The organism is Sanguibacter inulinus (assembly GCF_013415325.1).
Lineage (GTDB): Bacteria > Actinomycetota > Actinomycetes > Actinomycetales > Cellulomonadaceae > Sanguibacter > Sanguibacter inulinus.
The window spans coordinates 20,466-36,919 of the sequence record NZ_JACBYE010000015.1 but is presented as its reverse complement, the minus strand read 5'-3'; the positions used below and the strand labels follow the sequence as shown (position 1 = coordinate 36,919).

The following is a 16,454-nucleotide window of genomic DNA, read 5'->3' as shown; positions in this document are numbered from 1 at the left end:
CCGGAGCGAGCCAGTCGTCGGACACGTCACACCTCACCCGTGGTTTCTGCTTGCCCGACCTGGCGGCCGTGGCACGAGCGGTGGTCCCTGCGTGTGGACCTGTCAGCGGAAGCTGGCTACCTGCTGCTCGACCGGCACGGTGCCCTCGACGACGACCTCGCCGGTGTGCCTCGTGGTGACGGTCTCGATCAGGACGATCTCGACCTCCTCGTCGGCGACAGGGTTGTGCTGCACGCCTCGCGGTACGACGTAGAACTGCCCCGGGGTGAGCACGACCTCCTGGTCGTCGGGCAGCTGGATGCGGAGTCGGCCAGAGACGACGAGGAACATCTCGTCCTCGGCCTCGTGGGCGTGCCACACCAGCTCACCGAGCAGCTTGGCGACCTTCACGTACTGGTCGTTCACCTGCCCGACGACACGCGGCGTCCAGTGTGCCTCGACCTGTCGCAGCTCGGCAGCGACGTCGATCCCTTGAAGAGCAGTCATGGGTCCATCCTCACGCACGGGCGCTGTCGATGGGCTGCGGGATCCTCAGTAACAGTGGTGCTGAGGTGTCGACTCTGCACAGGGGCGGCCATGTCCTTGGCCGTCGCATCGTTCCGACCGGCCGCAGCGACCACCTCCTGGCATCATCTCCCTATGGCTCGCCGACGCTCGACTCTCCCCAAGGACTTCGCTGACCTCCTGCGCTCGTCGTCGCTCGACGAGCTCGTCGCGGTGTTCGACCGCTGCGAGGTCGAGGCCACCGGTGGCTACACCAAGAGCACAGCTCTCGGGTTCCTGGACTGTCCCGACGGTCTGGTCCGGTGGCTCGTCGACCAGGGGGCCGACGTCGACGCTGTCGACACCTACGGCGCGACACCGCTGTGGACCCGTGCCGCGAGGGGCAGGCACGAGCAGATCCCGCTGCTGCTCTCCCTCGGTGCAGATCGTGACCACGCGTGCCGGGGCGGCGTGACGCCCCTGCACGCGGCGGCCGAGAACCAGCGCGACGCCACGGTCGAGGCGCTCATTCGCGCGGGGGCGGACGTCCACGCGACGACCGACCGCGGTGACACCCCCCTCAAGCGCGGTCTGGCCAGCACGACCAACGCGTCGATCGCCGCGATGGCCGACGTCGCGAGACTGCTCCTCGAGGCGGGCGCGATGATCGACGACTCCATGCGCGCCCTGGTCGAGCGCATCGGGGAGCGCTTCGAGTTCCACCGCGCGGGCTTCAACGCCGACCTCTTGCCCGAGACCGATGCCAGCCTGCAGGAGCTGTACAGGCTGTTCGGTGCGACGCCGGCGCCGCAGCGGGTCGTGCACGACGGTGTCGCTCCCATCGAGGTGCCTGCTGGCACCTGGCAGGCCCAGCACGCGGCCCTGTGGGAGCTGCTCGTCCCGTCGAAGGGAGCGGCGCAGACCGCGCAGGGGGAGGCGATCCGGATCACCGGTCGGGTCCACGACGAGGTGTTCCGCAACGGCGGCGGCAACTGGGACCGCGACTACCGCCGGATGCTCGACGTCCTGGTCGAGCTGTGCGGGTCGGGAACGCCGCTCGGTGCTCGGGACCTCGACGAGCTCCGTGCTCTCACGCACCAGTTCGTCCGGGGGAGCGCGGAGGACGAGGTGCTCGACAGGCTCGACGAGCTCGCCGTGCTGTGGGTCGCGCAGAACCCCACGCCGATCCCGTGCCCGCCGGTTCCCTACAAGCGCTGACCGGTCGGGAGGTGATGCTGCCGGCGTCCCTCCGAGTGCATCCCGGCGCACCCAACACGCGGGTCTCGGCCGTCCCGCGATAGATCTCCCCATCCAGGTGAGAGCGTCTTCCGCTACGTTGACCGGATGCGCGGACTCTATGCACTCAAACCCTGGTACACGAACCGGCTGGCGTCCGTCCTGCGGTTCGCCGTCGCCCGGGACATCTCGCCCGACGTGTTCACGGCGGTCGGCGTGGTCTCCGCCCTCGGTGCCGGGGTCGCGATCGCCTACGGCAGCTGGGTCCTCGCCTTCGTCCTGCTCGCCGGACGCCTCGCCGGGGCAAACCTGGACGGCGCCGTCGCGCGCGCCCAGGGTGTCAGCCGGCCATGGGGCTTCGTGCTCAACGAGCTCGGCGACCGGGCCGGAGACTTCGCCATGTTCGCCGGGCTGGCCGTGCTCGCGACGCGGAACGGTGACATCGGTTGGGGGAGCGACTGGGCGACGGGGTGGGTGCTCGTGGCCACGATCTGCGCGACGCTCCCGACCTTCGTCTCCGTCTCCGGTGCTGGCGCCGGAGCGCAGCGGCTCAACGGCGGGCCCTTCGGCAAGACCGAGCGCTGCGCCGCCGTGATCCTCGCGACCGCCGTGCCCGCGTGGATCCCGGTGATCAGCATCGTCATCATCGCCGGTTCCGTGCTGACGGCGTGCACCAGGCTGAGGAGCATCCACGGGGCGCTCAGCGCCTCGCCCAGCGACCCCGCCGCGACGTCGGCAGGTCACCGGTGAACCCCTTCGGGTCGGGGGCCGACCCCGTCGCCGCGTGGTTCGGGCTCGACAGGTCGGCCTTCGCCATCGACGTCCACCTCGGGCCGTGGCACCTGTTCCTCGAGGGACGAGCGGTGTTCCTGCTGCTCGTCTCGGTGGTGATCATCGCCGTCGCGGCCGTCCCGGTCTTCCTCTCCGGCAAGATCGAGCTGCGCCGCCGCTGGACCACGTGGGCTTGCATCTTGCCGATCATCGGCGTGCCGATCTGGCTCGGACCCGGCACCACAGCGGCCCTCGCCGCGGTGATCGGCATCCAGGCGGTCCGCGAGTTCGCGAGGCTGGCATCGCTGCCCAAGCCTGAGACGTGGATCTTGTTCGCGCTCGCGGTCGGTTACCCGGTCTCCGCGTGGCTGGACCCGAGCCTGCTCGCCCTCGTCCCGCTCATCGCCCTGCTCTGCGCAGCCCCAGCGCTGCTGAGCGCGGACACCACCGACGGTGTGCGGCGCGGCGCGATGACGGCCTTCGGGTCGATCTGGATCTGCTGGTCCCTGTCGAACCTCGTGCTCGTGTGGGGCGACGCCTACCTCATCTGCTTCGCGGCAGCGGCAGCCGACGTCGCCGCTTGGTGCGGGGGCAACGGGTTGCGGCGCTTCGCCTGGGCGCGGCGACCGCTGTCGCCGCTGAGCCCGAGCAAGACTGTCGGGGGAGTGGTCGGCGCCCTGGTCGGTACTGTCCTTGTCCTGGCCCTCCTCGGCTCTCTGTCGGTCGAGCTCGTCGTTGCTGTCGTCGTCGGAAGCGTAGGAGGAGACCTCTTGGAATCCATGGTCAAGCGTCATGCAGGGGTCAAAGACGCCGGGGACTGGCTCCCGGGCTTCGGCGGGATCCTCGACAGGGTCGACTCGTTGCTGCTCGTCCTGCCGCTCGCGGCGGTCCTCGCGTGAGCGCGCGTCGCCGGGTCGGCATCCCGCGCGGCCGGAGCATCTCCGGGGCTGTGCGTCGTGGGATGTGGCGTCAGGTGTTCACGGCGGTCGGCGGGTACAGGGTGCGGGGGAGCGCGCCCTACGAGGCGATGGTCATCGTCGCCAACCACTCCTCCCACGCGGACACGCCGGCGCTGCTGGCTGCCTTCCCCTCGCCCTACAAGCCTGTGGTCGTCGCTGCTGACGACTACTGGTTCACCGGGTTCTGGCGCCGTGCGCTGCTGCACGTCGCGATCGGCGCGGTCCCCGTCCGGCGCTCCGGGGGCGCCTACGACGACCTCGTCGAGAACGCGCAGAAGGTGCTCGGCACCGGCTCGAGCCTGCTGATCTTCCCTGAGGGCACACGCAGCCGCGACGGTGAGCTCGGTGAGTTCAGGTCCGGAGCGCTGCGGATCGCCAAGGAGTTCGACGTCCCGCTGCTCCCCGTCGCTCTCGTCGGCACGCGGGGCCTGCTGCCCAAGGGCGGGAAGCTCAACCCCGGACCGATCGAGGTGCGGCTCGGCGAGCCGATCCAGCCCGAAGACCTCGTCGACGGCGACATGAGCCCCGTGGTCGACCAGATCACCGACCTGCTGTCCCGCGGAGACGCGACAGCGCCCGACGACCCCGCGTGGGAGGCGCTGCACAGGCTCATGGAGTCCAAGGCCGGCATGGGGGCCGCCGCCGCGTGGGGCTTCGCCGAGGCGATCAGCTGGCCCGTGACGGCCGAGATGTTCCTCGCGGTCTTCGCCGCCGCGCACCCGCGCAAGGTGCTCCCCGCCGCCGGGTGGCTGGCAGTGGGTTCCGTGGCTGGTGTGGTCTTCACGGCGGTCTGCGCCCGTGACGGCCGCACACCCCCGGCGCCGCTCACGACCGAGGGCATGCGGACGACGGCCGCCGAGCACATGGCCGCCGGCGCTGCGGGGATCTGGCGGCAGGCGCTCAACGGGATTCCGGTCAAGGTGTATGCCGCCGAGGCCGGGCGTCGGCGGATCCCGCTCGGACCGCTCGCCGCGCACGCCCTCGGAGCGCGAGGGGCTAGGGCACTGGCGCTCGGGGCTGTCGTGGCCGGGGTGTCCTACAAGGCGCAGCCGTTGCTGCGTCGGGCGTACAGGACCTACCTCGGGACGTCGGGGGTCGGGTATGCGGCGGGGTTGTCGCTCGTGATCCGGCGGTGGAGGTGACCTCGGGTTGAGCGCGGCGCTCGTGCGTGGTTGCTAGTGCGGGTCCGTCGTTGTCGACCGCGCTAGCCGGCCTCGGACACCCCGTCCCAGGACGACCGCGAGAACCACCACGAGAGACCCGAGCGCGAGCCCGGCGAGCACGTCGTGGGCGTAGTGCACGCCAGCGGCGACCCGGGCTGAGGCGACGAGGAGCGCGACAGGTCCAGCGACGACGAGCAGCCGCGGGACAGTCAGCACCACTGCGGTCGCCGCTGCGCCAGCCAGCGTGGCGTGGTTCGACGGCCACGACCAGTCGCCCTGGCCTGGGCAGGCGAGGACCGTGGCGAGGTCGTGCACGCTGCACGGTCGGTCCTCCTCGACGAGCAGCTTGATGCCCTCGCTGAGCGCGTAGGCGGTGACGACGCCGATGCCTGCGGTGACGAGGGTCCAGAGTGCCGGGCGGTCCTGGACGAGCGCCCGCAGTCCGACGACGCCGACGAGGGCGACCAGGACGAGCAGCCCGTACTTCGCCGTGAGCATCACGGCTGGTTCGAGCGGGCTGCCCTCGGCTGCGCCTGCCAGCCCGCGGAACAGCGGGTCGCGGAACGGGACGCTCGCCAGGGCGAGGACGGCGAGGACCCCGCCGATCCAGGTCATGACGGCGGGCGTGCGGTGAGCGGCTGAAGGGCGGGCTGGGGGAGCGGAGGCTGGGGTCGAAGTCATGCGGTCCAGGCTCGTCTGGCGCGTGCATCGAGCACCTCTGCCCGTGGGCCTCGGCACCTCTGACCAGGGGTGGAGATACCGCAGCGGATCTCTGACCACGGTCTGATGTGCACCGCTGGCTCCGCGTCCAGGATGGACGGGTGAACCATGAGCTCCGGACCCGCACGCAGGCCGATCCGTCTCGCGCACAGCCGGGCACCCGAGTGCTTCTCCGTGATGCCACGCTCGCCGTAGGCCTGGCGCTGCTCGCCCTCGTGCCCAGGCCGGGGATCGGCGTCGCGCTCGCGGTCCTCGTCGTCGCGCTGGTCGTCGGTACCAGGGCTGGGGGCATCCGGCGTGGTGCCCTGACGCTGGGAGCGATGGCCGTCTTCCAGGCATCCGCTGTCGTCCTCGACGCCTTGGGTGGTCCCGTCGTGCTCCCGCTCGCCGAGCTCCCCTTTGCCCTCGTCCGTGCAGGAGTGCCGTGGTTGGTCGCCGTTGCATGGACGCAGCAGGCACAGATCCGACGCAGCGCTCGGCTCATGGCAGCCGAGCACGAGCGACAGAGACACATCGATGCGGAGAGGGAACGGCAGGACGGGCGGATGGCGCTCGCGGAGGGGCTGCACGACGATCTCGGGCACGCGCTGAGTCTTGTCGCGCTCAACCTCGGGGCGCTCGAGGTCCGCCGTGACCTTGGACCCGACGTCGTGGCGCAGGTCAGGACCGCTCGGGAGCAGGTGGGCACCGCGGTCGAGAGGCTCGGTGTCTCGGTCGCGACCTTGCGGACGGGGACTGGACGCCCGGCGCCGGGGGCGGCTGTCGGCGTCCTGCTCGACGGTGCGCGCCGCTCGGGGATGACCGTGACGCTCAAGGGGGCTGACCTCGTGGCGGGGCAGGGCAGCGGACTCGGTGGGGTGCTCGGTGCGCGGGTGCTGCAGGAGGCGCTGACCAACGCGGCCAAGCACGCGCCAGGGCAACCGGTCCGTGTGGTCGTCGAGACAGAAGCTGGGGACCTGCTGCTCACGGTCTCCAACCCGAGATCGCGTCAGGACGGTGGACCGTCGGGCACGGGTCCCGGCGCGGGGAAGGGCGCCGGGTCCGGGACCGGGCTCGGCGCGCTCGCCCGCGAGGCTGCGCGGCACGGTGGAATGGTCAGCTGGGACGACTGTGCCGATGCCTTCGTCCTGTCGGCTCGTGTCCCGCGAGTGAGCAGCGCAGAGTCACCGACGACCCCACCTGCCGAAGAAGGCACCACCTCGGTCTTCGACCTAGCGTCTGCAGCACACCGTCGTGGCGTCATGGTGCTCGTCGGTGCGGCCGCCGTCATCGTCCTGGCGCTCGCAGCCGTCGAGCTGACCGCGAGGGGGCTCGGATGAGCGCGGCACGGCGGTTGCGCGTCCTGGTCGCGGACGACGAGCCGATGGTCAGGGTGGGCATCGCGGCGATCCTCACGAGCGACGCCGACATCGAGGTGGTGGGTGAGGCCGGTGACGGTCAGGCGGCACTCGCCCTCGCCCGGTCGACGCCGCTCGACGCACTCGTCCTCGACATCCGGATGCCCGTGCTGTCGGGCCTCGACGTGCTCCGGGCGCTGCGCGCCGACGGATCCTCGTTGCCCTGCGTGCTGGTCACGACCTTCGGGGAGGACGACTACGTGGCCGAGGCGCTCGCGCTCGACGCCGACGGCTTCGTCCTCAAGTCCGGCGACCCGCGCGAGCTGGTCCTCGCCGTGCATGCCGTCGCGACAGGTGGTGCGTTCTTCTCCCCGACGATCGCCCGCCGCATGCTCGGCCGACCTCTCGGGACGGATGCCATCCGGGTGTGGGACGCCCGTCGGCGCTTCGCGGCGTTGACCCCGCGGGAGCAGGAGATCCTCAGGCTCGTCGGTCTCGGACGCTCCAACCCGGAGATCGCCGCGGAGCTGTTCCTCGCGCCGGGGACCGTGAAGACGCACATGACGTCGATCCTGCGGACGACGGGAGCACGCAACCGCGTGGAGGCGGCACTCGTCGCCGTCCATGCTCGTGAGGCGTGAGGCGTGAGGCGTGAGGCGTGAGGCGTGAGGCGTGAGGCGTGAGGCGTGAGGCGTGAGGCGTGAGGCGTGAGGCGTGAGGCGAGCCGCGACGCGACGAGACGAGACGAGACGCACGAAGGATCACGTGGACTTCTTACTCATCGTAAGTTACGGTCTGTAAGTAGAGGTGGCCGGGGAGATCGGCCGCCTGAGACTTGCCAACCATCAGGAGGACCATCGTGACCGCTGACCCCGTAGTGCCTCCTCGCAAGCGCCTGTCCCGCGACGAGCGCCACGCCCAGCTGCTCGACGTCGCCCGCGACCTCATCCGCGACGACGGCACCGACGAGCTCACGCTCGCGCGGCTCGCCGACCGGGCCGGGGTGACCAAGCCGCTGGTCTACGACCACTTCGGCGGCAGGTCCGGGGTCCTCGCCGAGCTGTACCGAGCCTTCGAGGCACGTCAGCGTGACACGCTCGCCGCCGCCCTCGACGGTGCTGAACCTGCACTGCCTGCGGTGGCCTCGGTCGTCGCGAGCGCCTACGTCGACTGCTGCATCGCCGAGGGTCGAGAGCTCGCCGACGTCGTGTCGGCCCTCGCCGGGTCGCCCACCCTCGACGCCCTGCGCCAGGAGGCCCAGGACGAGTACCTCGGCATGTGTCGCGACGCCCTGACGCCGTACTCACGCACCCTCGACGGCGCAGGGCTCGTGGGGATCGTCGGCGCGGGCGACGCGCTGGGCCGCGCCGCCATCACAGGCCGGATCAGCGCCGACCGAGCCCGCGCCGCTCTGACCAAGGTGGTCACGGCGCTGGCGGCCGCGGACGGCTCCGTCGCTGCTGGCGAGACCTCCATCGGGGCCATGCCTACGGCCTGAGACCCGTCGAACGCGTCACCGGAGAGCGCGACCGCCCGGCAGTACCGCGGTCCGCTCAGCTCCGCCGTGCCCAGAAGCTCCGCCCACGGCCCTACCACCGCAGCCCCCGAGACCACCGACCGCCCCGTCGCACCCCAGGAGACCCCCATGATCGAGAACCCGCCGACCCCAGGCACAGCCCTCTGGGTCCACGCCCACCCCCGCCAGCAGTCCCTCGGCAACCACCTGTTCCGTGCCGGGGCAGGGGCCCTCTCCGCCACCCACGAAGTCCTGACCTCCGACCTCTACGCCGAGGGTTTCGACCCTGTGCTGAGCGAGCGCGACCTCGGCGACCTCGCCGGCACGCCGGGCAACATCGCGGAGCAGGTCGGTGAGACCTTCGCCGCTGGCCAGCTCCCTGACGACGTCCGCGCCGAGCAGGCCAAGCTCGCCGCAGCCGAGCTGCTCGTCATCCAGTTCCCGCTCTGGTGGTACGGCCCGCCGGCAATCCTCAAGGGCTGGTTCGATCGTGTCTTGACAGCGGGCTTCGCCTACGGCGACATGGACCCGGAGCTCGACGTCCCGCGCCGTTATGGCGACGGTGGCCTCGCCGGACGCAGGGCGCTCGTGGTCGTCACGGCGGGGGAGGACGAGCGCACCATCGGGCCGCGCGGCATCAGCGGCGACATCGACTCGCTGCTGTTCCCGCTGACCCACGGCACGCTCTGGTACACCGGCATCGAGACTCTCGACCTGCACGTGATCACTGACGCTGACTCCCTCGACAGAGCGGCCGTCGAGCGCGAGACCGAACGGCTCCGCAGCAGGATCGCCTCGCTGAGCACCGAGACCGTCAGGCCGTACCGCCGACTGCGGGACGGCGACTACCAGGGGACACGTGCCCTGCGCGACGACCTCGCGTCGGGCCGCACCGACCTCGGCATCCACCGGGCAGACCGTCCACGAGCAGTCGCTACATCGCTGGGACTGGAGCGCCAGACTCAACAGTGACAGGCACACCAGTCGACTCTGAGAGACGGATCTCCATGGCGGCCAGCGACTGGTGGGACGGGCTGCCGTGCACGAAGGCGTCCAGCCCTGAGCCGTCGGGACGGACTGAGACCGCTCCGACGCCTGACGCCTCCTCGGTGATGAGCAGATCGCTCGCAAGGTCCTGCAGGTCGCGAGGGAGGTAGTCGGTGCCGTGCACCTCGACAACCACCTCGGGATAGGTCGCCGCCAACGCCGAGAGCTCCGAAGCAGGTTCCGGGCCGTACCAGTAGAGGACGAGCCCGGTCCCGGCCCGGTCGGTCGCGACGGACGAGAGCTCGGGCCGTCCGAGCAGGTGCCAGGAGAGGTCTGACGCGGCCAGTGTCGAGTCCGTCGTGGAGCTCGGTGTCGGCTCCGGACTCGTCAGGACGAGCGACGGCGGAGTCGGCGCCGCTCCGGCAGGCGACTCCGGGGTCCGGGCCAGGCAACCCGCGGGGAGCAGAGCCGAGATGAGCACAGCAGCACCCAGTCTTCGTGTCATGTGAGTTGTCATCGCACGATCCCTCGCTCGAGTCTGCTTCGTGAGAGCGTCTCATGAGTTCTGTGCACGACGGTGTCGACTGGTCTCGCCGAGCAGCTTTCGACGCGACGACGGGCTCTCCGCGGAGCAGAGCCTGGATGCGTGGTCACCGTCGACGCTAGCCTGACCCGGTGGACGATCACGCAGCCGCCGAGCACCCGGGGCCACGCCCCTCCGCCCCGCCGAGGACCGTCGAGGCCGGATCCACCTCGTCGGCCGCGGACGAGGACCGCGCAGGCCGGGTCATCCTCCGCACCGTCTACGGCGGCCCCACTCCTCAGGACGGGATCATCGAAGAGGTCGCCCGGATCCGGCGGGTCCTGCGAGACGAGCCGTTCTCCTACGACCTCGACCTCGTCCTGATGATCGGAGGTGACGTCACGCCGGGCTCCGGGCCCTCAGGTCTGCGGTCACCGCGGGTCTCCCTCGCGCGGCGCACCGCGACGGCACAGGTGCACGTGACCCGAGACGACGCCAACCACGCACCAGACCCGGTCGCCTTCCTCAGGACGACGGTCCACGAGGCGCTCGTCCAGCTGGTCGCGCGGGTCGCGGCCCGCGACCCAGAGGTCGATGCCGCCGCCGAGCGGGAGGGGCTCTCGTCCCTGGTCGCCGACGACCCGGCGGCCTGAGCGCTGGGCTAGATGCTGATGGCAGGGAGCCCTCTCGCTGGTGAGGAAGGTCGTGCGGGTGACCTGCCCCACCAGCGGGGCCGACAGTCTCAGCTCAGGAGAACGCCGTCCGGACGAGCTCGCTGACCTTCGCGAGCGTCGCGTCGTCGATCTCGCTGAGGAACCACGCCGAGGGGTGCAGCGTCGTCCCTGGTTCGCGGGCGACCGTCGCCTTCTCCGAGAGCCCGAGCGACATGGTGTCGCCGTCGAGCCTGAAGAACACGACGACCGGCGCCGTCCGGCTGGTCGCGTAGCCCGGCATGCCGTACCAGATCCGCGGCTTGAGCTTCGGGCCTGCCGCGAGGATCGTCTCGTGCAGACGGGTGCCGATGGTCGCGTAGGGCTCGGGCCATCCGGAGATCTTCGCGACGACGTCCTGGAGGTCCTGCGTCGCCTTGTCGGTCTTGTCGGTCTTGCCTGTCGTGGTGGTGGACATGGTGTCCGCCCTTCGCTCGCGCCGCGCAGCGGCATGGTGATGACAACCGCCCCGGTCGGTTCGGTTGCGCAATCTCCACCGCGGACGTGTCCTGGCCGGGGCCAGTCCTCTCTGCGGACGTGTCAGACGAGCACTTCGTCATCGACTGCGTGAGGGCACACAAGGTGCCACCACCACGATAGCAACGCGACCCTCTAGCCGGGACCGTCGACCGTCGGCCGCTCGGCGGTGACCTTGGTGACCTCTGCGACCTCGGTGCGCGAGGGCCTCGGCGCGCGGGTGCCCGACGGCGCCGGCGGGACCGTGTCGTCCTGGACGAGGACCGGCGTGGTGGCCACCGAGGCGTGGAGCCTGAGGACCTCCGCGGAGAGCCGAGCGGTGAAGGTCACGGGAGTGTCCTCGGGCCCGGGGAGCATCGGCGCGCCGATGACGACGTCGACGGGCGGGCGCCCCCGCGTGGGCCAGGTGGCCCCGCTGGGCATCGCGGCTGAGGTCCCGACGAGCGCGACGGGCACGCACGGCACCTCAGACATGATCGCCAGGGCTGCCGCGCCACGCTTGAAGGGGCGGACGGCACCCGACTTGGAGCGGCCCCCCTCAGGGAAGATCAGCAGCGGGACGCCGCGATCGAGCAGGCTGCGGGACACTCCGCCGCGCTTGCGCTCGCCCTTGCGCTCGATCGCGAATGCGCTGAAGAACAGCATGGTGAGCCACTTGCGCCACCACACGTCGAAGAAGTAGTCCGCCGCGGCGCCCGCCGCCAGGTAACGGGAGTGCCGGCGAGGCAGCCACCCCAGGATCACCGGTGCGTCCAGGTGGCTCGCGTGATTCGCGACGACGATGAACGGCGGCCGCAGGTCGGTCAGCTGGTCCTCGCCGTGCACGGAGACCTTGACGACGCATCGCACGACGGGCTTGAGGAGACCGCGCTGGGCGACGAAGCGGACGGCGGCGACGGTCTTGGACCTGAAGCGGTCGAGCCTCACGAGCCCTGGCCCCGTCCGTCGTGCGGCGCGGCTGCCTGCACGCTCTGCTGGGACTCGCGCCTGCTCTGCTGGGAGTCGCGCCTGCTCGACGAGATCCTAGCGGAGACCCAGCGGACGACCGGCCGGGGGAGGTGGCGTGCCCACCAGCCGATGACGGCGTACCGCCAGGTGGGGATGCAGACGGCTCGCCCGCGGGCACTGGCCCGGAGCGCTGCAGCAGCGACGACCTCGGGCTCCGTCCAGAGCCATCCGGGGACGGAGCTGCGGCGGTCGCCGTCGGGGGAGTGCCACGCCGTCCGCACCCACCCCGGGAGGACAGCGGTGACGGTGACGCCCGTGCCCTGGAGCTCGACGGAGAGGCCCTGGGAGTACGAGGTGACCCAGGCCTTCATCGCGGCGTAGGACCCCGTCGTGAACAGGCTCTGCAGGCTCGACACGTTGATGATGGCCCCCGAGCCGCGCGCGGCCATCGACCGCCCGGCCGCCCCGCCGAGGACCAGGACGGCACGGCACATCACGTCGAGGCCGAGGTCGTGCGAGGCGAGGTCGCGCGAGACGAGCGGGGTGCGCACACCCGCCCCGGCGTTGTTGACGAGCAGGTCGACAGGACGGTCCTCGTCCTCGAGGCGGTCGGCGACCCGCAGGACGTCTGCGCGGTCGGCCAGGTCGGCGCTGAGGGTCTCGACCTCGATGCCGTGCGCTGCGGTCAGGCGCTGCGCGGCGACCGCGAGGCGTGCCGCGTCTCGCGCCACGAGGACGAGGTGGACGCCACGGGAGGCCAGCGCCTCGGCGAAGGCCGCACCGATGCCTGACGTGCCGCCCGTGATGAGAGCAGTAGCCATGTCGGAGAGCGTACGGCACCCCGACCACCGCTCCCGACGACAGAAGGCCTAGGGATCAGAACTTCTCCGGTGCAGTCCGCATCCCGCTCCGGAAGGCGCGCACCCCGTCGTCGAAGCTGAGCGACGAGCCGCTGTAGAGCACGGTCTGGTCCGGTCCGACGAAGATCGTGCCCCCGCCGCGGACGGCGCGCACGACGGCGACGCCGTCGTCGACGGGCACGAAGGTCAACGGGTCGGTCATCCCCTGCCCCGTCTTCGTCGCGAGCTGCCTGAAGAGGCTCTCGCCGCGGGCGGCCAGCGGCTCGAGGGTGGGGGAGAGCTGGGACCTCTCGACGGGGACGGGTGCCGGGACCGGACGGTCGGTCTCGGGTGTGCGCAGGTCGCCCCGGACCGTGGGCACGCCGGCCATCTGCGCGATGATCGCGAGGTGCTCCCACAAGCCCATCCGCTGCAGGTTCGCCGCGACGGGAGCCCCGCCCATCGCCAGCATCGGCACGAAGCCGAGGACCTCGTCCATGCTGGGCACACCGGTGCGCTGACCGGCCTCCAGGTACGGGGACCACTCGAAGGAGAGATCGCGGGCGGCCGGGTCCTCCATGAGGCGCAGGAGGTCGGGGAAGCCTGTCCCCACGGGCGTCACGTCGATCACGCCCCAGCGGAACTTGACCACGAGGTACCGTCCGCCGAGGTGCACGACGAGGTCGCCGAGGGCTGTCGTGAACAGGACCGTCGACCCCACGGGCAGGTTCATGGTGCCCTCGAGCATCTGCGCGGCGTGGCCCGGGTCGACGAACCTGAAGTACCCGTCCGACACGTAGCCCGACCCGTGCTCGCGCCACGCCGACACCACCTCGGCGGGGACCGTGGGCGCGAACCGTGCGACGGTCTGCTCGTCGATCGGCGCGTGGGCCATGAAGTGGGTGAAGGTCGGCATCGGTGTCTCTCCCGGGGGCAGCGGCACGAGTGGGTCGGGTCGATCCCACCACCTGGGCACCGGGGAGGTCGATGGAGAGTTCTCTCCGTCGCCCCGGGAGCACCGCCGAGCGGTCGGTGCTCGAACCTGAGAGACGCACCCGGGAAAAACACCTTTCGCTCGTTCAGTTGGGTATCGTGACGTGCGACGTCATCTCACGGGCGTCGCGGCCCGCGCACCAGACGGGTCCGCCGCCAGCACCCCCGACCACCAGGAGCCTCATCACATGAACACGCCGTCGGACACCCCCACCACGGAGCTCTCGGCCGGTGAGCAGGAGCTGGCGCAGGCGTCGACGAGCCTGGTCGACACCGACACCTGGGTCGACCCCGAGCTCGCCGCACTCTGCCGTGAGGCTGCCGCGGACGGCGCTGTCCTGCTGCGCAACGACGGCACGCTCCCGTTCGCACAGCGTGCGCGCGTCGCGCTGTTCTCCCGCGTGCAGGTCGACTACTTCACCGTGGGCTACGGCTCGGGTGGCGACGTGAACGCCCCGTACTCCTGGAACCTCCTCGACGCCCTGCGCGACGCGGCCGTCGTCGACGTCGACGCCGAGCTCGCCGGCCTCTACACGCAGTGGTCCAAGGACAACCAGCCTGACGAGGGCACCTGGGGCAACTGGCCCCGGTACTTCGAGGAGATGCCGATCGAGCGCGAGACCGTCCGCGCCGCCGCGTCGCGCACCGACGCCGCTGTCGTCGTCATCGGCCGCGCCGCGGGCGAGGCCCGCGAGAACACCCTCGAGCCCGGCAGCTACTACCTCACCGACGACGAGCGTGCGCTCCTCGACTCCGTGACTGCTGAGTTCGAGCGCACAGTCGTGGTCCTCGACTGCGGCAACGTCATCGACCTCGCCTGGCTCGAGGAGTACGGCGACAAGATCTCCTCGGTGCTCTACGCGTGGCAGGGCGGCATGGAGGGTGCGCGGTCGGTCGCCGACGTGCTCACGGGCGTCCAGGTGCCCGGTGGGCGCCTGACCGACACCATCGCCCGTCACTACGAGGACTACCCGAGCGCACCGAACTTCGGCGGCCTCGAGCACAACGACTACGCCGAGGACATCTACGTCGGCTACCGCTACTTCGAGACCTTCGCCCCCGAGAAGGTGCTGTTCCCCTTCGGCTTCGGCCTCGGGTACACGACCTTCGACGTCGCGACGACGGTCGAGACGTCCGAGACCGACGTGACGGTCTCGGCGACCGTGACCAACACCGGGTCGGAGCACCCGGGAGCCGAGGTCGTCCAGGTCTACGTCCAGGCGCCCGACGGCAGCCTCGGCAAGCCGGCCCGCGTCCTCACGTCCTTCGCGAAGTCCCGCCAGCTCGCACCGGGTGAGGACGACACCGTCGACCTGTCCTTCCCGGTCGCCTCGCTCGCCTCCTACGACGACTCGGGCGTCACCGGCCACAGGTCCGCCTACGTCCTCGAGGCCGGCACCTACACGGTCTACGTCGGGACCGACGTCCGCACGGCCACCGAGTCCGGGTCCTTCACCCTCGACGAGCTGCGCGTCGTCGAGCAGCTCGCCGAGGCCTGCGCCCCCGAGGCCGAGCACGCCTTCCAGCGGATGACCCTCGACCGCGACGCCGCAGGCCAGGCTGTCATCGCCTGGCAGGACGTCCCCACCCGCCAGTCCTCGCGCCGTGAGCGCATCGAGGCCCGCCAGGTCCCCGCCGTCGAGCAGACCGGCGACCAGGGCATCACCCTCGCCGACGTGGCCGCGGGCACCGCGACCCTCGACGCCTTCGTCGCCCAGCTCACCGACGACGAGCTCGAGGCGCTCACCCGCGGAGACCGCGTCATGGGCAGCGAGCTCGGCGCCGCCGGCAACGCCGGCGTCTTCGCCGGGATCAGCGAGTCGCTGCGTGCCAAGGGCGTCCCGCCGGTCACCACGACCGACGGACCCTCCGGCATCCGCCTCTCCGCCTACGCGTCGCTGCTGCCCTCGGGCGCTGCGCTCGCCGCGACGTGGAACACCCCGCTCGTGCGCCGCCTCGCGGCAGCCCACGGCCAGGAGATGGTCCGCAAGAACACGCACGTGCTCCTCAGCCCGGGCATGAACATCCACCGCGACCCGCTGTGCGGACGCAACTTCGAGTACTTCTCCGAAGACCCGCTCGTCACGGGCCTGGTGGCCGCCGCCGTCATCGGGGGAGTCCAGGAGGCCGGCGTCGCAGCCTGCCCCAAGCACTTCGCGGCGAACAACCAGGAGACAAACCGCAACCTCAACGACTCGCGCGTCTCCGAGCGTGCGCTCCGTGAGATCTACCTGCGCGGGTTCCAGATCGCGATCACCGAGTCGGCTCCCCGCACGATCATGACCTCGTACAACAAGATCAACGGCGTCTGGTCGCACTACAACGACGAGCTCTGCACGCAGATCCTCCGTGACGAGTGGGGCTTCACAGGCACCGTCGTGACCGACTGGTGGATGCAGCACGACACCGACCCCGACTTCCCCACGGTCACGGACGACGCGTACCGCGTCCGCGCGCAGGTCGACGTGTTCATGCCCGGTGGCTGGTTCGACCACATCACGGGCGAGTTCGACCAGGTCGCCCAGGCGTCGCTGCTCACCTCGCTGGCCCAGCCTGACGGGATCTCGCTCGGCGAGGTCCAGCGGACGGCGCGCAACGTGCTGCAGCTGACCCTGGGTCTGGGGACGCTGCGCGACACGGTCACGGCGCTGTCGGCGGGACGCGACGAGGCGTGACCTGGGCCAGCGCCCGCAGTGCGGTCTGACCAGGGCTGAGCCTGAGCTCGGCGTCGCACACAGCCAGCGATGCTCGAGCTGGAGATGACCTGAGACACGAGGCGCGTCGACCGGAGA

At 71.1% G+C, this 16,454-nt stretch carries 17 protein-coding genes; 10 read left to right on the top strand and 7 right to left on the bottom strand.

Annotated elements, in window-relative coordinates:
• Positions 1-102: 102 nt before the first annotated feature.
• Positions 103-486, bottom strand: a complete 384-nt coding sequence (locus HZZ10_RS08125) for a cupin domain-containing protein (protein WP_179913142.1) — start codon at positions 484-486, stop codon at positions 103-105.
• A gap of 153 nt (positions 487-639) precedes the next feature.
• Here HZZ10_RS08125 and HZZ10_RS08120 point away from each other — a divergent pair, with 153 nt between their 5' ends.
• From HZZ10_RS08120 to HZZ10_RS08105, 4 genes are all read left to right on the top strand, one after another.
• Positions 640-1,701, top strand: a complete 1,062-nt coding sequence (locus tag HZZ10_RS08120; RefSeq protein ID WP_179913141.1) for an ankyrin repeat domain-containing protein — start codon at positions 640-642, stop codon at positions 1,699-1,701.
• A 126-nt stretch (positions 1,702-1,827) separates the two neighbouring features.
• A complete protein-coding gene (locus HZZ10_RS08115; RefSeq protein WP_179913140.1) occupies positions 1,828-2,469 on the top strand; it encodes a CDP-alcohol phosphatidyltransferase family protein in 642 nt (213 codons plus the stop codon).
• Positions 2,466-3,389: a phosphatidate cytidylyltransferase gene (locus tag HZZ10_RS08110; protein WP_179913139.1), complete on the top strand. Its 924-nt coding sequence runs from the start codon at positions 2,466-2,468 to the stop codon at positions 3,387-3,389. Before HZZ10_RS08115 ends, HZZ10_RS08110 begins: the two co-directional genes overlap by 4 nt.
• Entirely contained in the window at positions 3,386-4,591 is a 1,206-nt protein-coding gene (locus tag HZZ10_RS08105; protein ID WP_179913138.1) for a lysophospholipid acyltransferase family protein, read from the top strand. The genes HZZ10_RS08110 and HZZ10_RS08105 overlap by 4 nt, the downstream gene beginning before the upstream one ends.
• A gap of 33 nt (positions 4,592-4,624) precedes the next feature.
• On the opposite strand, the gene HZZ10_RS08100 is transcribed toward HZZ10_RS08105, so the two are convergent.
• Complete coding sequence (locus tag HZZ10_RS08100) at positions 4,625-5,293, bottom strand: phosphatase PAP2 family protein (protein ID WP_179913137.1); 669 nt, start codon at positions 5,291-5,293, stop codon at positions 4,625-4,627.
• 140 nt (positions 5,294-5,433) lie between these two features.
• Between HZZ10_RS08100 and HZZ10_RS19465 the strand changes: the two genes are divergently transcribed.
• The 4 genes from HZZ10_RS19465 to HZZ10_RS08080 all read left to right on the top strand — a co-directional run bounded on the left by HZZ10_RS19465 (position 5,434) and on the right by HZZ10_RS08080 (position 9,157).
• On the top strand, positions 5,434-6,651 hold the full coding sequence (locus tag HZZ10_RS19465; protein WP_179913136.1) for a sensor histidine kinase: 1,218 nt from the start codon (positions 5,434-5,436) through the stop codon (positions 6,649-6,651).
• Positions 6,648-7,310: a response regulator gene (locus HZZ10_RS08090; RefSeq protein WP_179913135.1), complete on the top strand. Its 663-nt coding sequence runs from the start codon at positions 6,648-6,650 to the stop codon at positions 7,308-7,310. The genes HZZ10_RS19465 and HZZ10_RS08090 overlap by 4 nt, the downstream gene beginning before the upstream one ends.
• Before the next feature lie 218 nt (positions 7,311-7,528).
• A complete protein-coding gene (locus tag HZZ10_RS08085; RefSeq protein ID WP_179913134.1) occupies positions 7,529-8,167 on the top strand; it encodes a TetR/AcrR family transcriptional regulator in 639 nt (212 codons plus the stop codon).
• 147 nt (positions 8,168-8,314) lie between these two features.
• Positions 8,315-9,157: an NAD(P)H-dependent oxidoreductase gene (locus HZZ10_RS08080; protein WP_179913133.1), complete on the top strand. Its 843-nt coding sequence runs from the start codon at positions 8,315-8,317 to the stop codon at positions 9,155-9,157.
• Here the strand turns inward: HZZ10_RS08080 and HZZ10_RS08075 are convergent.
• Positions 9,120-9,677 (bottom strand): hypothetical protein, encoded by a 558-nt coding sequence (locus tag HZZ10_RS08075; RefSeq protein WP_179913132.1) that lies wholly within the window; start codon positions 9,675-9,677, stop codon positions 9,120-9,122. The genes HZZ10_RS08080 and HZZ10_RS08075 overlap by 38 nt on opposite strands.
• A 170-nt stretch (positions 9,678-9,847) precedes the next feature.
• Here HZZ10_RS08075 and HZZ10_RS08070 point away from each other — a divergent pair, with 170 nt between their 5' ends.
• Entirely contained in the window at positions 9,848-10,348 is a 501-nt protein-coding gene (locus HZZ10_RS08070; protein WP_179913131.1) for a hypothetical protein, read from the top strand.
• A gap of 94 nt (positions 10,349-10,442) precedes the next feature.
• Here HZZ10_RS08070 and HZZ10_RS08065 read toward each other — a convergent pair whose 3' ends face one another.
• From HZZ10_RS08065 to HZZ10_RS08050, 4 genes are all read right to left on the bottom strand, one after another.
• Complete coding sequence (locus HZZ10_RS08065) at positions 10,443-10,823, bottom strand: DUF1801 domain-containing protein (RefSeq protein WP_179913130.1); 381 nt, start codon at positions 10,821-10,823, stop codon at positions 10,443-10,445.
• A gap of 194 nt (positions 10,824-11,017) precedes the next feature.
• Complete coding sequence (locus HZZ10_RS08060) at positions 11,018-11,809, bottom strand: lysophospholipid acyltransferase family protein (protein ID WP_179913129.1); 792 nt, start codon at positions 11,807-11,809, stop codon at positions 11,018-11,020.
• Complete coding sequence (locus HZZ10_RS08055) at positions 11,806-12,651, bottom strand: SDR family NAD(P)-dependent oxidoreductase (protein WP_179913128.1); 846 nt, start codon at positions 12,649-12,651, stop codon at positions 11,806-11,808. Before HZZ10_RS08055 ends, HZZ10_RS08060 begins: the two co-directional genes overlap by 4 nt.
• A gap of 55 nt (positions 12,652-12,706) precedes the next feature.
• Positions 12,707-13,585 carry a T6SS immunity protein Tdi1 domain-containing protein gene (locus HZZ10_RS08050; RefSeq protein ID WP_179913127.1) on the bottom strand — a complete coding sequence of 293 codons (879 nt, stop codon included), beginning with the start codon at positions 13,583-13,585 and terminating at the stop codon, positions 12,707-12,709.
• A 265-nt stretch (positions 13,586-13,850) separates the two neighbouring features.
• Here HZZ10_RS08050 and HZZ10_RS08045 point away from each other — a divergent pair, with 265 nt between their 5' ends.
• The gene (locus tag HZZ10_RS08045) at positions 13,851-16,337 is read left to right on the top strand and encodes a beta-glucosidase (RefSeq protein WP_179913126.1); all 2,487 of its coding nucleotides are present in this window, start codon (positions 13,851-13,853) and stop codon (positions 16,335-16,337) included.
• Positions 16,338-16,454 lie beyond the last annotated feature (117 nt).